Origin of the sequence: Paraburkholderia sp. EG287B, from assembly GCF_040965595.1 — a bacterium.
In the GTDB taxonomy this organism is placed as follows: Bacteria; Pseudomonadota; Gammaproteobacteria; order Burkholderiales; family Burkholderiaceae; genus Paraburkholderia.
In genome coordinates, this window is sequence record NZ_JBFRCG010000008.1 from 149,271 (window position 1) to 165,861 (window position 16,591).

General features: G+C 65.4%; 15 protein-coding genes. 11 read left to right on the forward strand and 4 right to left on the reverse strand.

The features are described from left to right. The first annotated feature begins 36 nt into the window (after positions 1-36). Together AB4Y40_RS16005 and AB4Y40_RS16010 are read left to right on the forward strand one after the other, a co-directional pair. Positions 37-369, forward strand: coding sequence for a hypothetical protein (locus tag AB4Y40_RS16005; RefSeq protein ID WP_028202622.1), 333 nt, complete (start codon positions 37-39; stop codon positions 367-369). Positions 370-590: 221 nt separating this feature from the next. Then, a complete protein-coding gene (locus tag AB4Y40_RS16010) occupies positions 591-860 on the forward strand; it encodes a hypothetical protein (protein WP_368688721.1) in 270 nt (89 codons plus the stop codon). A 103-nt stretch (positions 861-963) separates the two neighbouring features. Here the strand turns inward: AB4Y40_RS16010 and AB4Y40_RS16015 are convergent, their stop codons facing one another. Beyond that, positions 964-1,698 carry a response regulator transcription factor gene (locus AB4Y40_RS16015; protein ID WP_368688543.1) on the reverse strand — a complete coding sequence of 245 codons (735 nt, stop codon included), beginning with the start codon at positions 1,696-1,698 and terminating at the stop codon, positions 964-966. A gap of 373 nt (positions 1,699-2,071) precedes the next feature. On the opposite strand from AB4Y40_RS16015, the gene AB4Y40_RS16020 reads away from it, so the two are divergent. Both AB4Y40_RS16020 and AB4Y40_RS16025 read left to right on the forward strand, forming a co-directional pair. Then, positions 2,072-3,373, forward strand: coding sequence for an MFS transporter (locus AB4Y40_RS16020; protein WP_368688544.1), 1,302 nt, complete (start codon positions 2,072-2,074; stop codon positions 3,371-3,373). A 127-nt stretch (positions 3,374-3,500) separates the two neighbouring features. Next, positions 3,501-4,970, forward strand: a complete 1,470-nt coding sequence (locus tag AB4Y40_RS16025; RefSeq protein ID WP_368688545.1) for an MFS transporter — start codon at positions 3,501-3,503, stop codon at positions 4,968-4,970. Positions 4,971-4,995: 25 nt separating this feature from the next. On the opposite strand, the gene AB4Y40_RS16030 is transcribed toward AB4Y40_RS16025, so the two are convergent. The 3 genes from AB4Y40_RS16030 to AB4Y40_RS16040 all read right to left on the reverse strand — a co-directional run bounded on the left by AB4Y40_RS16030 (position 4,996) and on the right by AB4Y40_RS16040 (position 6,166). Further along, positions 4,996-5,265: a hypothetical protein gene (locus AB4Y40_RS16030; RefSeq protein WP_324160986.1), complete on the reverse strand. Its 270-nt coding sequence runs from the start codon at positions 5,263-5,265 to the stop codon at positions 4,996-4,998. 70 nt (positions 5,266-5,335) lie between these two features. Further along, positions 5,336-5,770: a DoxX family protein gene (locus tag AB4Y40_RS16035; protein ID WP_368688546.1), complete on the reverse strand. Its 435-nt coding sequence runs from the start codon at positions 5,768-5,770 to the stop codon at positions 5,336-5,338. Positions 5,771-6,004: 234 nt separating this feature from the next. Then, on the reverse strand, positions 6,005-6,166 hold the full coding sequence (locus tag AB4Y40_RS16040) for a hypothetical protein (RefSeq protein ID WP_165979491.1): 162 nt from the start codon (positions 6,164-6,166) through the stop codon (positions 6,005-6,007). Between the two features lie 187 nt (positions 6,167-6,353). Between AB4Y40_RS16040 and AB4Y40_RS16045 the strand changes: the two genes are divergently transcribed. From AB4Y40_RS16045 to AB4Y40_RS16075, 7 genes are all read left to right on the forward strand, one after another. Then, on the forward strand, positions 6,354-7,184 hold the full coding sequence (locus tag AB4Y40_RS16045; RefSeq protein ID WP_368688547.1) for a helix-turn-helix domain-containing protein: 831 nt from the start codon (positions 6,354-6,356) through the stop codon (positions 7,182-7,184). A 495-nt stretch (positions 7,185-7,679) separates the two neighbouring features. Beyond that, complete coding sequence (locus AB4Y40_RS16050) at positions 7,680-11,483, forward strand: nitrate reductase subunit alpha (RefSeq protein WP_368688548.1); 3,804 nt, start codon at positions 7,680-7,682, stop codon at positions 11,481-11,483. Continuing rightward, complete coding sequence (narH, locus tag AB4Y40_RS16055) at positions 11,480-13,003, forward strand: nitrate reductase subunit beta (protein WP_028202631.1); 1,524 nt, start codon at positions 11,480-11,482, stop codon at positions 13,001-13,003. The genes AB4Y40_RS16050 and narH overlap by 4 nt, the downstream gene beginning before the upstream one ends. Before the next feature lie 2 nt (positions 13,004-13,005). Continuing rightward, entirely contained in the window at positions 13,006-13,701 is a 696-nt protein-coding gene (narJ, locus tag AB4Y40_RS16060; RefSeq protein ID WP_368688549.1) for a nitrate reductase molybdenum cofactor assembly chaperone, read from the forward strand. Between the two features lie 56 nt (positions 13,702-13,757). Beyond that, positions 13,758-14,441 carry a respiratory nitrate reductase subunit gamma gene (gene narI, locus AB4Y40_RS16065; RefSeq protein ID WP_368688550.1) on the forward strand — a complete coding sequence of 228 codons (684 nt, stop codon included), beginning with the start codon at positions 13,758-13,760 and terminating at the stop codon, positions 14,439-14,441. Between the two features lie 34 nt (positions 14,442-14,475). Then, positions 14,476-15,264 carry a peptidylprolyl isomerase gene (locus AB4Y40_RS16070; protein WP_368688722.1) on the forward strand — a complete coding sequence of 263 codons (789 nt, stop codon included), beginning with the start codon at positions 14,476-14,478 and terminating at the stop codon, positions 15,262-15,264. 33 nt (positions 15,265-15,297) lie between these two features. Next, entirely contained in the window at positions 15,298-16,584 is a 1,287-nt protein-coding gene (locus AB4Y40_RS16075; RefSeq protein WP_368688551.1) for a nitrate/nitrite transporter, read from the forward strand. The last annotated feature ends 7 nt before the right edge of the window (positions 16,585-16,591 follow it).

Sequence of the window (16,591 nt, forward strand, 5' to 3'; positions counted from 1 at the left end):
TATAATGATCGACTATTTCGTTGGATACCGGGAAATATGAAGAAGCTTGCCGTGCCCCTTGCCCTTTCGCTCACGCTCGGCGCGTGCGCGTGGTTTCAGAGCAACCCGGACGCCGGTCAGCCGGTCATCGATTCCACAACCAACCGGTCGGTCCAGGACGTCATCTCGTGCCTGACCGTCGAAGCCTCGCGTCACGGCGCCAGCTTCACCACCTCGCCGCTGCCGCAAGGCCAGATGCTCGAATTCGGCGACTCGAACGTCATCAAGGTTCGCACCGACAACGGCGCGACGACCTACCGCTATTACGCCGGCAAACGCCACGCCTCGAACCTGTGGATCGAGGGTGCGAGTAAAACCTGCGCGCCTTGAACATTTGACAGGCCGTTTTTGCCGGGCCGCCGTCGCGCGGCGTTTCGCGGCGCCCTTCGCGCCCTTTCTATTACAGCCTTTTACATCGATGCGCGCCGTGTAGCGCGCTGACACATTTTCGGCGGGCGTTTTAAGAATCGCTTAAGTCTTCGTCCGCATCATCGCTTCATCTAGAAGAAACGAACGCTGCAGGAGGTTCCGTGAAACAGCAAGACCCGCAAATCCAGGCGACCAGTCAGGTCGACAGCGAGGCCACGCCCGGCGCGAAGCCCGCTCGCCGCACCTTGTTGCGCCGGTTGCTGAGCCACCACGAGCTTGCGACCCTCCTGTTGCTGCTGCATGCGCCGATCGACGCGCACGCCAAACCGGAGATTCCGATGCTCAAGGAAGCCGGCCTCGTCGAGCAGGTGCAGGACGACGCCGGTGACCCGCGCATCCGCCTCACGACGGAAGGCAACGCCGTGCTGCAAGGACTCGGCCTCGCGCGCTGAGGTTGCCGCGCGCGGCGCGCGACGCACCAGACAAGACGGCGGCACGCCATGCGTGCCGCCGTCTTTTTTTATCGAACTACAGAATGAATCGCAGCGCTTCGCCTCAAGCCGACTCGAGTTCCGCGTCTTCGGCGGCGAGCGCCTCATTTTCGTCCTGCAGGCACAGCAGCCGGTAGCCGCTCTTGTAGACCGGCTGCAGCCGAAAGCCGTTCGGCGTGTCGATCTCCAGCAGCAGACGCAGCCGCGACACGTGGCTGTCGATCGTGCGGGTCAAGGTCTGCAACTCGCGCCCCCACACCATCGCGTAGATGTGATCGCGCGAGAGCACGCGCCCGATATTCGAGAAGAACAGCGCCGCCAGCCGGTATTGCGTGGTCGAGAGCAGCACAGGCTTGCCGTGGACGCTGACCGCCTGATGCCGCAAGTCGAAGTGATAGGCGCCGGCGTCGATCGTCAGGTTCTCGAAGCGGTCGGGAAACGCGCGGCGCAGGAGCGCGTGCACGCGCGCGCGCAGCACCGAAGGACAGACCGGCAGGCACACGTAGTCGTCGGCGCCAATAGAAAACGCTCGCACCACGTTCTCGTCGGAAGCGTCCTCCGAGACGAACAGCACCGGTATCTGGCTACCGTTCACGGCCCGCAAGGTTTTCAGCAGCTCCGCGCCGGCGATTTGCGAGCCCTGCCAGTCGAGCAGGAGCATATCGACGGTCGAGGCGGCCAGCGTCCTGGCAAGCAAGAGTGCGTCGCCGGACGCAACGCAGGCGTGACCGCATTGCGTCAGCACGCGCTCGAGCTGCTGGCGATGGTCAGCGTCGCGCTGGAGAATCGCGATGCGCATGGTGGGGGCCTCTGATGGATCGATGATGAAACCGGGCAATTTTGTGGATATGTGCAAAATCTGCCCATCGGACGAGTCCGAATTCGAGAGCGCTTCACCGTTTTCCCACAGCAGCGCGGCAGCGTCCCGACGGGCCGCGCAGCGGGCAGCTCGCAGGCTTCCTGTAGAATCGCGCTCTGGCCTGAAGTCGTCGCACGTCCGCCCACCCTCGCGGACGCGCTGTTGCCGTGCCCCACCCTTGCGCCCGCCTATCCGACGACCGCCGCCCCGCGCCACGCGCGCACCAGGCAAATTCGGCCATCACGGACGTCCACACGCGTTCCGCACGCGCTACTTACAACGTCGTACATAACAACACCCTGGTTTTTCGGAAATGCAAGCAACAGAAATTGGCGTGCGCACGCCTGCCGCTGCGCGCGCGCTCGCCCGCAGCGACTACAAGACGCTCGGGCTCGCCGCGCTCGGCGGCGCTCTCGAGTTCTACGACTTCATCATCTTCGTGTTCTTCGCGCCGGCTATCGGCCAGTTGTTCTTCCCCGCAACGATTCCCGACTGGCTGCGCCAGCTGCAGACTTTCGGCATCTTCGCGGCGGGCTACCTCGCGCGGCCGCTCGGCGGCATCGTCATGGCGCACTTCGGCGACCTGCTCGGCCGCAAGCGCATGTTCACGCTCTCCGTGCTGCTGATGGCGCTGCCCACGCTCGCCATGGGCTGCCTGCCCACTTACGCGACGATCGGCGTGCTCGCGCCCGTGCTGCTGCTCGCGCTGCGCGTGCTGCAAGGCGCGGCCGTAGGCGGCGAGGTACCGGGCGCGTGGGTGTTCGTCTCCGAGCACGTGCCGCGCCGCCATACCGGCTATGCATGCGGCACGCTCACGGCGGGCCTCACGTTCGGCATCCTGCTCGGCTCGCTGATCGCCGCGGCGGTCAATCATCACTACGCCCCGGGCGACATTGCCGCCTATGCCTGGCGCATCCCGTTCCTGATTGGCGGACTGTTCGGCATGTTCTCGGTGTATCTGCGCCAGTGGCTGCACGAAACGCCCGTGTTCGCGGAGATGAAGGCGCGCAAGTCGCTCGCCGACGAAATCCCGCTCAAGGCCGTGCTGCGCGATCACGGCCGCGCCGTGATCGTCTCGATGCTGCTCACGTGGATGCTTTCGGCCGCCATCGTCGTCGTGATTCTCATGACGCCGCCGCTCCTGCAGAAGCAGTTCCATCTCGACGCCACCACGTCGCTGCTCGCGAACTGCGTCGCGACGCTCTTCCTCACCGTGGGCTGCGTGAGCGCGGGCGCGCTGGCGGACCGCTTCGGCGCGCGCCGCGTGCTCGCCATCGGCGGCATTGCCCTCGCCATTGCCTACTACACGCTGTTCCGCCAGATCGCCGTGGACAGCTCGATGCTCATGCCGCTCTATGCGCTTTGCGGGCTGCTGGTCGGCACGATCGGCGCGGTGCCCTACGTGATGGTGAATGCGTTCCCGCCCGTGGTGCGCTTCTCGGGCATCTCGTTCTCGTACAACGTGGCGTACGCCGTGTTCGGCGGCCTCACGCCGATCGTCGTCGCGCTGCTGATGAAGTCGGCGCCGCTCGCGCCCACCTACTATGTAGCCGCGATCTGCGTGCTCGGTGCGATCACGACGCTGTTCTTCAAGGACCCGCAGCGGGAGGACTAAGTGCGCCGCGGTGCGCACTGAATGCGCACGGGACGGCCGCCACTGATCCGGCACCTTTTTGCCGCCGGCTTCGATGTTTCACCTCGCGCTGAAACGTCGAAGCCGGCGAGCGCCCTACCATGGGCGCATGAATACCTCACACCCCACCCCCGTCCATTTCACGCCCGCGCTCACGCGTATCGTCGCGACCGTCAGCGTCGGGTTCGTCGTCACGCAGCTCGACGTCACCATCGTCAATATCGCGCTCGCGCGCATTGCAACCGATCTCCATGCGAAGGTTGCGGGCCTGCAATGGATCGTCGACGCCTATACGCTCGCCTTCGCCGTGCTGATGCTCTCGGGCGGCGTGCTCGGCGACCGCTACGGGGCGCGCCGCCTCTACGCCATCGGGCTCGTGGTGTTCGCGCTCGCCTCGCTGGCCTGCGGGCTCGCGGCCAATCCGGTCATGCTGATCGCCGCCCGCGCGCTGCAGGGCGCGGGCGCGGCGGCCATGCTGCCCAATTCGCTCGCGCTGCTCAACGAAGCATGCCGCCACGACCGGGCGCTCAGGGCGCGCGCAGTGGGTTTCTGGACCGCCGCCGGCGCGATCTCGATCGCCGCCGGCCCGGTGGCGGGCGGCCTGCTGATCGCGGCGTTCGGCTGGCGCAGCATTTTCCTCGTGAACCTGCCGCTGTGCGCGGCAGGCCTGTGGGCCGCGCTCGCGTGGATTCCCGCGCCGCGCCGCCCTGCGCACGATGCCAGCGCCGCCGGCGCGCCCGCCGTGCGCAGCCTCGACGTGCGCGGCCAGCTGCTCGCCATCGTGGCACTCACGGCCTTTACGGGCGCCGTGATCGAATGGCGGCCGCTCGGCTTCACGCACTGGGCGGTGGCGGGCGGCTTCGCGCTCGCCCTCGTCGCAGGTTTTGCGTTCGTCTCGCTCGAAGCGCGCGCACACGACCCCATGGTGCCGCTCGGCATGCTGCGCAACCGCACGTTCAGCGCGGCGGTGCTGTTCGGTATCTGCGTGAATCTCACCTATTACGGCACGGTATTCGTGCTCGCGCTCTATCTTCAGCATGCGCGAGGCGAGACGCCGTTGCAGGCGGGCCTCGCGTTCATCCCGCTCACCGGCGGCTTCCTGCTCTCGAACCTCGTGAGCGGCCATGTGGTGGCGCATTACGGCACGCGCCGGCCGATGATCATCGGCGCGCTGATCGCGGGGGCCGGCTACGCGCTCTTGATCGGCGTGGACGCCTCGACGCCGCTCGCCTTCGTGCTGCTCGCCTTCCTGCTGATTCCCTCCGGCATGGGCCTGGCGGTACCGGCGATGACGACGGCCGTGCTCTCCTCGGTGGAGCCGGCGCGTGCAGGGACGGCCTCGGCGCTGCTCAATACGGCGCGTCAGGCGGGCGGTGCGGTGGGGGTGGCGGCGTTCGGCGCGCTAGCGGGCGGGGCGGGCGCGGCGCAGGTGGTGGCCGGCCTGCGCGCGGAAACCGCGGTCTCGACGGCGCTCCTGCTCACGGCGGCCGGGCTGGCCTGGTTCGTGAGGACAGAGCCGGCGCATGCGGGCGTGCGCCACGCCGCGCCGGCGCGGGTGAACGAATCGGAATCTCGCTGAGACAACCGCGAGCCGGCGTGCGGCACTACAGCGACGCTTCCTGGATCGCGCCGGAGTCGATTGCGCGGGCGATCAAGCCATCGTTCTGTGCCTTGCGGATGGCGTGAGCGATCAGCTGGTCGGGCTCCTCGAGCTCGGCCTTGAGCGTGCCGATGAGCCCGGAGGCGTCGAGGATCACCAGCGTCTTCGCGGTATCCGCCTCGCTGATGAACACGCGCCGCGTGCCGTCTTCCGCAAGACTCGCGCAGAACTGCCCGGTCTTGCCTGCCACGTTGAAGTCGAAGTTCTGTATCAAGGCCTGCTCCCTCTACACCCGGTTGCCCGGTGGTTGCAATTCGACACTCGCGCCTCGCCACGCGAAGGCGTCAGCCTCGCAGGCCGCCGCCGCGCGGCGCGCGCAGGCCATCAATGGAAGCACGTCCCGCGCCCGTCACGGTCAGCAGCAGGAAACCGCCCGCAATCGCCACGTTCTTCCAGAAATGAATGACCGCCTCCTGTTGCGCCGCGGCCTGGGTCATGTTCCAGAAGTCATGGCCGAGTATCGCCGTGACGATAGCGTACACGGCCAGCAGGAACGCAACCGCGCGCGTGCGCACGCCCAGCACGATCGCAATGCCGCCGAGCAATTCGACGGCGGTTGCGACGATCGCACCGTACGAGGCGTACGGCACGCCCTTCGAGTGCAGGTAGCCGACGAACCCCGCGTATCCCAGCAGCTTCATGGCACCGCCCCAGAGAAACAGAATGGCGAGCGCGATGCGGGCGATGAAGATGATGAAGGAATCGGCGGGACGGGTCATGGAGGGCTCCGGTATGCAATATCGGAATGACCGCGGGGCGCACGCTCAGTTCCCTCGACGTGAGGCGGCAGTGGCAGACGAGGCGGCACGCGGAATGGCGTGCCATGCGCTGGAGCGAAACGAACTAACTCGGGAGTTGATTCGGAATGCTATGGAATTTGCCTGACGCACCGTGCCGCGATTCGTTCGCGATGCCCCCGAGCGATTGCGCAAACCGACGCGGTGCTGGCACGCTCAATGCTTGTGATGCATGCCGTGCGGCCGATGCGCGTCGAGCCAGCGAGTCAGGCGCGCTTCGAGCGTGCCTCTGCTGCGGCGCGACACGGCCCACATGGCCGCACACACCAGCAACATGACGCCTGGTCCGAGCAGATAAGCAGCAACGGTTTCCCTCATGGCAGTCTCCTCTGCGCGACGCCACAGTCCTGAGAATTTTTATTCTAGGCGATAGCGCGGCACACGGTAAACGTCGTCCACGAATGCAGCAGGGGCGTAAACCCGAGGTTTTCATATATCCGTTGCCGGCCGCTTCTTTACCTCAGACGTAATCGCCTTGCTCACGCGTTTCGCTAGAATCGCCAGCATGAACACGCTCGCTTCCCTCCTCCCCGCCGCGCCGTCCGGCGCCGGGCGCCCCAGCGTCGGCGAGATGCTGCGCGACTGGCGCATGCGCCGACGCATGAGCCAGTTGCTGCTCGCAACCGAAGCCGAGATTTCGACGCGCCATCTGAGCTTCGTCGAATCGGGCCGCGCGCTGCCGAGCCGCGAGATGGTCATGCATCTGGCCGAGCAACTCGATGTGCCGCTGCGCGAGCGCAACGCACTGCTCGTGGCGGCGGGCTATGCGCCGCTCTATCGCGAGCGCGCGCTCGACGACCCGCAGCTCGCCGCCGCGCGCGAGGCGGTCGATCTCGTGCTGCGCGGTCACGAGCCCTATCCCGCCGTGGCCGTGGACCGCCACTGGAATATCGTCGCGACGAACGGTGCGCTCGCGCCGCTCATTGGCGACGCTTCGCCTGCGCTGCTCGCCGCGCCCATCAATGCGCTGCGGCTCTCGCTGCATCCCGAGGGCATGGCGCCGCGCATCGTCAACTGGCATGCGTGGCGCGCGCATCTGCTCACGCGCCTGCAACGTCAGATCGACGCAAGCGCCGACCCCGCCCTCGCCGCGCTGCACGAGGAACTCGCAGCGTATCCCACGCCGCCGGGCGTAGCGAGCGCGAGCGCCGAGCCGATCACGCATCACATTGCCGTGCCGCTGCGCGTGCGCACGGTGCTTGGCGAACTGGCGTTCTACAGCACGACCACTGTGTTCGGCACACCGGTCGACATCACGCTCTCCGAACTGGCCATCGAAGCGTTCTTTCCCGCCGATCCGCACACCACTCAGGCATTGCGCAATCACTCGCCTTGACGCGCGGAAAGCAGCCGCGCCGGGTGCGTCGGATAATAAGTCGGGGGCGTGAAACGACCGGGAAAAATCATTCTAGATTCATGCGCACGCAACGATCGCGCCATTCTTCGCGTCGCAAAGTATTAGATCGACGCGAATCTCAATCAATTACAAAAAAATCGCGTGTCCTTTTGCACCTGATTTACGCCTCATTTCCAGCTCGAAGATGCAATCGAGAGAAAGCCACACTCCGCTCTACCGCACGATTCACCCATGAATTCATGGGGATTTCCTTCATCGACTGAAAACTTTAAAACACGGGTCGTTTTCAAACATTTCCGCGTGATAACGTGCATTTTGCATAACCGACGTTTTGCCATCAGCCCGACAAATAGTGCAAAAAGTAGTTATATCCGCTCAAATACATCGAAAGCAATTACATTCATCCCCTTTACATCTTCTTGTTCCTACTTTTAAATACGGATGTCCCCGACGCACACACAAGCTGGAGATGCCATGAGCCATTTTCTGGATCGTCTGCGTTACTTCACGGCGGCACGAACACAATTCGCAGACGGTCACGGCGCCGTCACAGACGAAGACCGAAAATGGGAGGAGGCGTACCGCACACGCTGGCAGCACGACAAGATCGTGCGCTCCACACACGGCGTGAATTGCACGGGCTCCTGCTCGTGGAAGATCTATGTGAAGGGCGGCATTGTCGCGTGGGAAACGCAGCAAACCGACTACCCGCGCACGCGCCCTGACATGCCCAACCACGAACCGCGCGGCTGCTCGCGCGGCGCATCGTATTCGTGGTACCTCTACAGCGCCAATCGCCTCAAGTATCCGCTCGTGCGCAGCGCGCTCGTGAAACTGTGGCGCGAAAAGCGCCGTACGCTCGACCCCGTTGCCGCGTGGGCCGCCATTGTCGACGACGAGGCCGCGCGCAAAAGTTATCAAACGCGGCGCGGTCTTGGCGGCTTCGTGCGGGCAGACTGGAGTGAAGTGCTCGAAATAGCGGCCGCAGCGAACGTGCACACCATCAAGCGCCACGGCCCCGACCGCGTGATCGGCTTCTCGCCCATTCCCGCGATGTCGATGGTGTCGTACGCGGCCGGCTCGCGCTATCTCTCGCTCATCGGCGGCGTGTGCCTATCGTTCTACGACTGGTATTGCGACCTGCCGCCCGCGTCGCCGCAAACCTGGGGCGAGCAGACCGACGTGCCCGAGTCCGCCGACTGGTACAACTCGTCGTTCATCGTGATGTGGGGGTCGAACGTCCCGCAAACGCGCACGCCCGACGCGCACTTCATGGTGGAAGCGCGCTATCGCGGCGCGAAGATCGTGTCGATCTTCCCCGACTATGCCGAAGGCGCGAAGTTCGGCGATATCTGGCTGCATCCCAAGCAGGGCACCGACGCGGCCCTCGCGCTTGCCATGGGCCACGTGATCCTCAAGGAGTATCACCTCGCCGGCAAGAGCGCCTATTTCGCCGACTACTGCAGCCGGTTCACCGACATGTCCTGCCTCGTCACGCTCGTCGAGCGCGACGGCCAGTACGTGCCCGACCGCTATCTGCGCGCCTCCGACTTCGACGGCGCGCTCGCGCAGGACAACAACCCCGAGTGGAAAACCGTGGTGATCGACAGCGCGACCCACGAGTTCGCGGTGCCGCTCGGCTCGGTGGGCTTTCGCTGGGGCCAGCAGGAAGGCGCCGATCGCGGCAAGTGGAACCTGCGCGAGGAAAGCGTCAATGGCGCGCCGCTCAAACCCGCGCTCTCGCTCGTGGAAAAGCACGACGATGTGGTGGACGTGCTGTTCCCCTACTTCGGCAACGTCGCGCATCCGCATTTCCCGCACACCTCGCACGGGCCGGTGCTGAGCCGGCGCATTGGCGTGCGGCGCGTGGCGACGCCCGCCGGCGAGCGGCTCGTGGCCACCGTCTACGATCTGTTCGTGGCGAACTACGGGCTCGACCAGGGTCTGGGCGGCAAGGACCTCGCGCACAGCTACGACGACGACGTGCCCTACACGCCCGCATGGCAGGAAGCGATTACGGGCGTGAAGCGCGCGGACGTCATCAACGTCGCGCGCCAGTTCGCCGAAAACGCCGACAAGACCGAAGGCCGCTCGATGGTGATCATCGGCGCGGGCATCAATCACTGGTTCCACATGGACATGGCGTATCGCGCCATCATCAACTTGCTCGTGATGTGCGGCTGCGTCGGCAAGTCCGGTGGCGGCTGGTCGCATTACGTTGGCCAGGAAAAGCTGCGCCCGCAAACGGGCTGGACCGCGCTCGCGTTCGCGCTCGACTGGAACCGGCCGCCGCGCCAGATGAACGCCACCTCGTTCTTCTACGCGCACACCGACCAGTGGCGCTACGATCCGATGAACCCCACGGACCTGCTTTCGCCACTCGCGAACAAGGCCGACTACCACGGCGCGCCGATCGACTACAACGTGCGCGCCGAACGCATGGGCTGGCTGCCTTCGGCGCCGCAACTCACGAGCAATCCGCTCGAGCTTGGCCGCTCGCTCGAAGACCCCGCGAAGGCCGGCGCCGAAGTCGCGCGCCGCCTGAAAGACGGCAGCCTCAAGCTCGCCTGCGAGGACCCCGACAGTCCCACCGTGTTCCCGCGCAACCTGTTCGTGTGGCGCTCGAACCTGCTCGGCTCGTCGGGCAAGGGGCACGAGTACTTCCTCAAGCATCTGCTTGGCACAACGAACGGTGTGCAAGGCGAGGAAGTGGTGAAGGACGGCGTGCCGCGTCCCGAAGAAGTCGTCTGGCACGAGGAAGCGCCCCAAGGCAAGCTCGACCTGCTCTGCACGCTGGACTTCCGCATGTCCACCACCTGCATGTACTCGGACATCGTGCTGCCCACGGCCACATGGTACGAAAAGGACGACATGAACACGTCCGACATGCACCCGTTCATTCACCCGCTTTCCGCTGCGGTGGACCCCGCGTGGCAGGCGCGCAGCGACTGGGAAATCTTCAAGGCCATTGCGAAGCGCTTTTCCGAGCTGAGTGTCGGCCATCTCGGCGTGGAGCGCGACGTGGTGCTCGCGCCCATCGCGCACGACGCCGCGGGCGAACTGGCCCAGCCCTTCGGCGTGGACGACTGGAAGCGCGGCGAATGCGAGCCGGTTCCGGGCAAGACCATGCCGGGCGTGGTCACGCTCGAGCGCAATTACCCCGAGACCTATCACCGCTTCACCTCGCTCGGGCCGCTCATGGACAAGCTCGGCAACGGCGGCAAGGGCATTAGCTGGAATACGGAGGACGAGGTCCACGAGCTCGGCGCGCTGAACTACCGCGACCAGTCCGAAGACGCCGGCGACGCGAAGGGCCGCCCGCGCATCGAGACCGCGCTCGACGCCGCGGAAACGATCCTCTCGCTCGCGCCCGAAACGAACGGCGCGGTCGCCAGGAAGGCATGGGAAGCGCTGTCGAAGTTCACGGGCATCGAGCACGCGCATCTCGCAGACGCCCGCGCCGACGAAAAGATCCGCTTCCGCGATATCCAGGCGCAGCCGCGCAAGATCATTTCGTCGCCGACATGGAGCGGCATCGAGTCGGAGCACGTGTCGTACAACGCGGGGTATACGAACGTGCACGAGCTGATACCGTGGCGCACGCTGAGCGGCCGCCAGCAGCTCTACCAGGACCACGCGTGGATGCGCGCGTTCGGCGAGGCGCTGTGCGTGTACAAGCCGCCGATTGACACGGGCAGCTACGAGAAGATGACCGGCTCGCGCTCGAACGGCAACCCCGAACTCGCGCTGAACTTCATCACGCCGCACCAGAAATGGGGCATTCACAGCACCTACACCGACAACCTGCTGATGCTCACGCTCTCGCGCGGCGGGCCGATCGTGTGGATTTCGGAGAAGGACGCGGCGCAGATCGGCGTGGTCGACAACGACTGGATCGAGTGCTTCAACGCGAACGGCGCGCTTTGCGCGCGCGCCGTGGTGAGCCAGCGTATTCCGCGCGGCATGGTGATGATGTACCACGCGCAGGAAAAGATCGTGAATACGCCGGGGTCCGAAATCACGGGCACGCGCGGCGGCATTCACAACTCGGTGACGCGCATTTCACTCAAGCCCACACATATGATCGGCGGCTATGCGCAGCTCGCTTACGGCTTCAACTATTACGGCACGGTCGGTTCGAATCGCGATGAATTCCTCATCGTGCGCAAGATGAAGAACGTCGACTGGCTCGACGCAGAGGAAACGCCCGTTGGTCCCTTGCCTGCCGCTGTCGATGCGGCCGTGAAACCGGCCGTCCGCGAAGGAGAGAGCTCATGAAAGTGCGTGCGCAGATCGCGATGGTGCTGAACCTCGACAAGTGCATTGGCTGCCATACGTGTTCGGTCACCTGCAAGAACGTCTGGACGAGCCGCGAGGGGATGGAATACGCGTGGTTCAACAATGTCGAGACGAAGCCCGGCATCGGCTACCCGAAGGAATGGGAGAACCAGGAGCGCTGGCGCGGCGGCTGGGTGCGCAAGGCCGACGGCCAGATCGAGCCGCGTCTGGGCGGCAAGTGGCGCCTGCTCGCGCAAATCTTCGCGAATCCGCATCTGCCGGAAATCGACGACTACTACGAGCCCTTCACGTTCGACTACGCGCATCTGCAGGAAGCGGGCAACACGAAGGCCACGCCGGTTGCGCGGCCGCGCTCGCTCGTGAGCGGCGAGCGCATGGAGAAGATCGAGTGGGGCCCGAACTGGGAAGAAATTCTCGGCGGCGAGTTCGAGAAACGTTCGAAAGACTATAACTTCGAGAACGTGCAGAAGGAGATCTACGGCGAGTTCGAGAACACCTTCATGATGTATCTGCCGCGCCTGTGCGAGCACTGCCTGAACCCGGCGTGCGTGGCGGCGTGCCCTTCCGGATCGATCTACAAGCGCGAGGAAGACGGCATCGTGCTGATCGATCAGGACAAGTGCCGCGGCTGGCGCATGTGCGTTTCTGGCTGCCCGTACAAGAAGATCTACTTCAACTGGAAGAGCGGGAAGGCCGAAAAGTGCATTTTCTGCTATCCGCGCATCGAGGTGGGCCAACCCACCGTGTGCTCGGAAACCTGCGTGGGCCGCATCCGCTATCTGGGCGTGCTGCTCTACGATGCGGACCGCATTCAGGAAGCCGCCAGTGTCGCCGACGAAAAGGATCTCTACCAGGCGCAGCTCGACGTCTTCCTCGACCCTTTCGATCCCGCCGTAATCGAGCAGGCCGCACGCGACGGCGTTCCGCAGGCGTGGATCGACGGCGCGCAGCGCTCGCCCGTGTACAAGATGGCGATCGACTGGCGTATCGCCTTCCCGCTGCACCCCGAGTACCGCACGCTGCCGATGGTCTGGTACGTGCCGCCGCTCTCGCCCATCAACGCCGCCGCCAATAGCGGCGAGCTCAGCATGAACGGCTGGCTGCCCGACGTGCATTCGCTGCGCATTCCGCTGCGCTACCTCGCGAACCTGCTTACCGCCGGCGACGAAAAGCCGGTGCAGGTCGCGCTGGAGCGTCTGCTCGCCATGCGCGCGTTCATGCGCGCGCGCCAGGTCGACCGCGTGGACGCCCCGCAGGTGCTCGCGCAAGCAGGGCTCTCGCTCGCCCAGGTCGAGGAGATGTACCGCTATCTCGCGATCGCGAACTACGAAGACCGCTTCGTGATTCCCACCACGCACCGCGAGTATGCGGAAGACGCCTTCGACTTGCGTTCGTCGTGCGGCTTCACGTTCGGCAACGGCTGCTCGGACGGCAAATCGGAGGCGAGCCTGTTCGCGCCGAAGAGTGGGCATCGCAAGATTCCGATTCAGGAGATCTGACCATGTTCGCGGCTCGTCCCCAGCCCATGACGTACCGGCTCGTTGCGTCGCTGCTCGAGTATCCCGATGCGCAGCTCATCGAGGCCGTGCATGAACTGCGCGCGATGGTGCGCAGCGAGCGCGCGTTCGGCGCCGATGCACGTGAGAAGCTCGAACGCTTCCTCGACTATCTCGGTTCGCGCGATCTGCTCGCACTGCAGGAGAACTACGTCGCGTTGTTCGACCGCGGCCGCGCAACGTCGCTGCATCTGTTCGAGCACGTGCACGGCGAGTCGCGCGATCGCGGCCAGGCGATGATCGACCTCGTCCAGACCTACGAGAAGCACGGCATGCTGTTGCAGCCCGGCCAGTTGCCCGACTACCTGCCCGTGTTTCTCGAATACCTCTCGATTCTGGAGGCGAACGACGCGCGCGCGCTGCTGGGCGAAACCGTCGCGATCCTGCAGTCGATCACCGACGAACTGAGCCGGCGCAACAGCCATTACGCGTATGTGATCGGCGCGCTGCTGCCGCTTGCGGGCGCGGGCGGCGCCGACCTGCCCGAGGCCGCGCACGACGACGACGCGGGCAAGCCGCACGACAAGGAGCATCTGCGGGCGCTCGACGCGGCCTGGGCCGACGAGCCCGTGCAATTCATGGGCGCCGAGCGCCCGGCCGTCGCGCCCGTGGCGTTCCACCCGCGCCGCGCGCCGCGCTGAACACCGCAACACGCTAGCTAAGTACGCCGTTCGAACACCGCAAGCAAGGAGCCGTCATGGGCCAATACTTCCATCAGTTTCTGTTCGGCATCTATCCGTATATCTGCCTTGCGGTGCTGCTGTTCGGCTCGCTCGTGCGCTTCGACCGCGAGCAGTACACGTGGAAGAGCGACTCCTCGCAACTGCTGCGGCGCGGCGCGCTGCGCCTTGGCAGCAACCTGTTCCACTGGGGCATTCTGGTCGTGGTGATGGGTCACTTCGTCGGCTTTCTCGCGCCGCACTGGCTCGTCGCGCCGTTCATCTCGGCCACCGTGCACCAGTTGCTCGCCATGGTCGCGGGCGGCGTGGCCGGCAGCTTCGCCATCGTCGGGCTCACGATCCTGATCGTGCGGCGGCTCGGCGACACGCGCATTCGCGTGAACAGCAAGGCGTCGGACATCCTCATCGTGTTCATGCTGTGGGTGCAGCTCGCGCTTGGCCTCGCAACCGTGGTGCTCTCGTCGCACCACATGGACGGCCTGATGTTCGAGCAGCTCACCGATTACGTGAAAGGCGTCGTGACGTTCCGGCCCAATATCGCCGGGCTGCTCGACGGCGTGCCGCTCGTCTATCAAACCCATATCGCGCTCGGCTTCACGATCTTCCTCGTTTCGCCCTTCACGCGCATGGTGCATATCTGGAGCGGCATCGCTTCGGTGTTCTATCTGATCCGTCCGTACCAGCTCGTGCGCAAGCGCTAAATCGCACCAACCGGAACCAGGAGCGCCATCGATGATGAATGCGGTCCCCAATCAAGACCAGCCAGGCCTGCCCGCCCGCGTGAACGACGTCGAGATCGGACTCGCGGCGATCGAGGCCGAACGCGGCAATCACGCCGACGAGCCGGACCCCGCGCTCGCCGCGCGGCGCACGCTCGTCGTGCACGAACTGCTGCGCCAGCGCGCCGTGGCGCTGGACCTGCTGGCGCCCGACGCCGAACTCGACGACAGCGCGATGGATGCGCTGCTGGAACGCGAGCTGCGCGTGCCCGAGCCCACGCGCGATGACTGCGAGCGCTACTACACGCAGCACGCAAAGCGCTTCGTGCGCAACGAACTCGTGTATGCGAGCCACATCCTCTTCGCCATTACCGACCGCGTGCCGCTCGCGCTGCTGCGTCAGAAGGCCGAAGAGACGCTGCGCGAATTGCAGCAGGCGCCGGATACCTTCGAGGCGCTGGCGCGCCAGTTCTCGAACTGTCCGTCGGCGGGCGTGGGCGGCAGCCTCGGCCAGCTCACGCGCGGCGACACGGTGCCCGAATTCGAAGCGGCGCTGTTCGACTGCGCCGACATCGGCGTGCTGCCGCGTCTCGTGCGCACGCGCTTCGGCTTTCATCTCGTGCGTGTGGACCAGCGCGTGCCCGGCAATCGGGCGCCCTACGACGAAGTCTCGGGCGACATCGCACGCTTTCTCAGCGAACGCGTGCGCCATAAGGCCATCCAGCAGTACGTATCGATCCTGGCTTCCGAAGCGACGCTCGAAAACGCGGCGCTGGAAGCCGCGACGAGCCCGCTCGTCCAGTGAAGTCGACGTGCACCCCCATGCGATGGAGGCAACATGAATCTGCGTAGCGAACCGGCGCGCCCCGTAGCGAGCGCAGCCCAACCCGAGAAAGTCGGCGCGAAGGCATGGTCCGTCCTGCTCGTCAGCACGCTCGCGTTTCTCGTGTGTTTCGTGGTGTGGATGATGTTCGGCGTGCTGGGCGTGCAGCTGCGCGAGGAGCTCCAGCTCAACAGCACGGAGTTCGGCCTGCTCACGGCCACGCCCGTGCTGACGGGCGCGCTCATGCGCCTGCCGCTCGGCGCGTGGACCGACCGCTTTGGCGGACGCATCGTCATGACCACGCTGCTCGTGGTCTGCGCCGTGCCCGTGTACATCGTCAGTTACGCGAGCGAGCTGTGGCAATTCCTGCTCATCGGCCTCTTTCTCGGTTGCGTGGGCGCCTCGTTTGCGGTGGGTACGCCGTATGTGGCGCGCTTTTTCCCGCCCAGCCAGCGCGGCTTCGCCATGGGCTTTTTCGGCGCGGGCACGGTGGGCGCCGCCGTCAACCTGTTCGTCACGCCGCAGCTGGAGAACCTCTACGGCTGGCGCTTCGTGCCGCGCGTCTACGCCGTCGCGCTGGTCGTGACCGCCGTGATTTTCTGGCTCGGTTCGGCGCGCGACCCGGGCGCCGGCAAGTCGGGCGGCTCGCTGCTCGACTCGTTCAAGGTGCTGGCGGAGCCGCGCGTGTGGCGGCTATGCCAGTACTACTCGATCACCTTCGGCGGCTTCACAGCGCTCTCGCTGTGGATTCCGCAATACCTCAAGGCCGAATACGGCATGTCGCTCGTGATGGCTTCGGCCTTCGCCGCGGGCTTTTCGCTGCCAGGCTCGATCCTGCGCGCCGTGGGCGGCGTGCTCGCCGACAAGCTCGGCGCGCACACCGTCACGTGGTGGGGCCTGTGGGTGGCGTGGATCTGTCTCTTCATTCTCTCGTACCCGCCCACCGACTTCGTGATCCACACGATCGACGGTCAGGCGGCGCTGCATATCAGCATGCCGGTGTTCGGCTTCGTTGCCGTGGCCTTCGTGCTGGGCGCGGTGTTCGCGTTTGGCATGGCCTCGACGTTCAAATACGTGGCCGACGACTTTCCCACCAACATGGGCGTCGTGACCGGCATCGTCGGGCTGGCAGGCGGCCTGGGCGGCTTTCTGCTGCCGATCCTGTTCGGCATCCTGCTCGACTGGCTCAAGATCCGCTCGAGCTGCTTCATGCTGCTCTACGGCATCGTGTGGGTCTCGCTGATCCTGCTTTATATCTCCGAGGTCAGGCGCACGCCGATTCTTGGCGAACCGAGCGCCTGAGCGCACA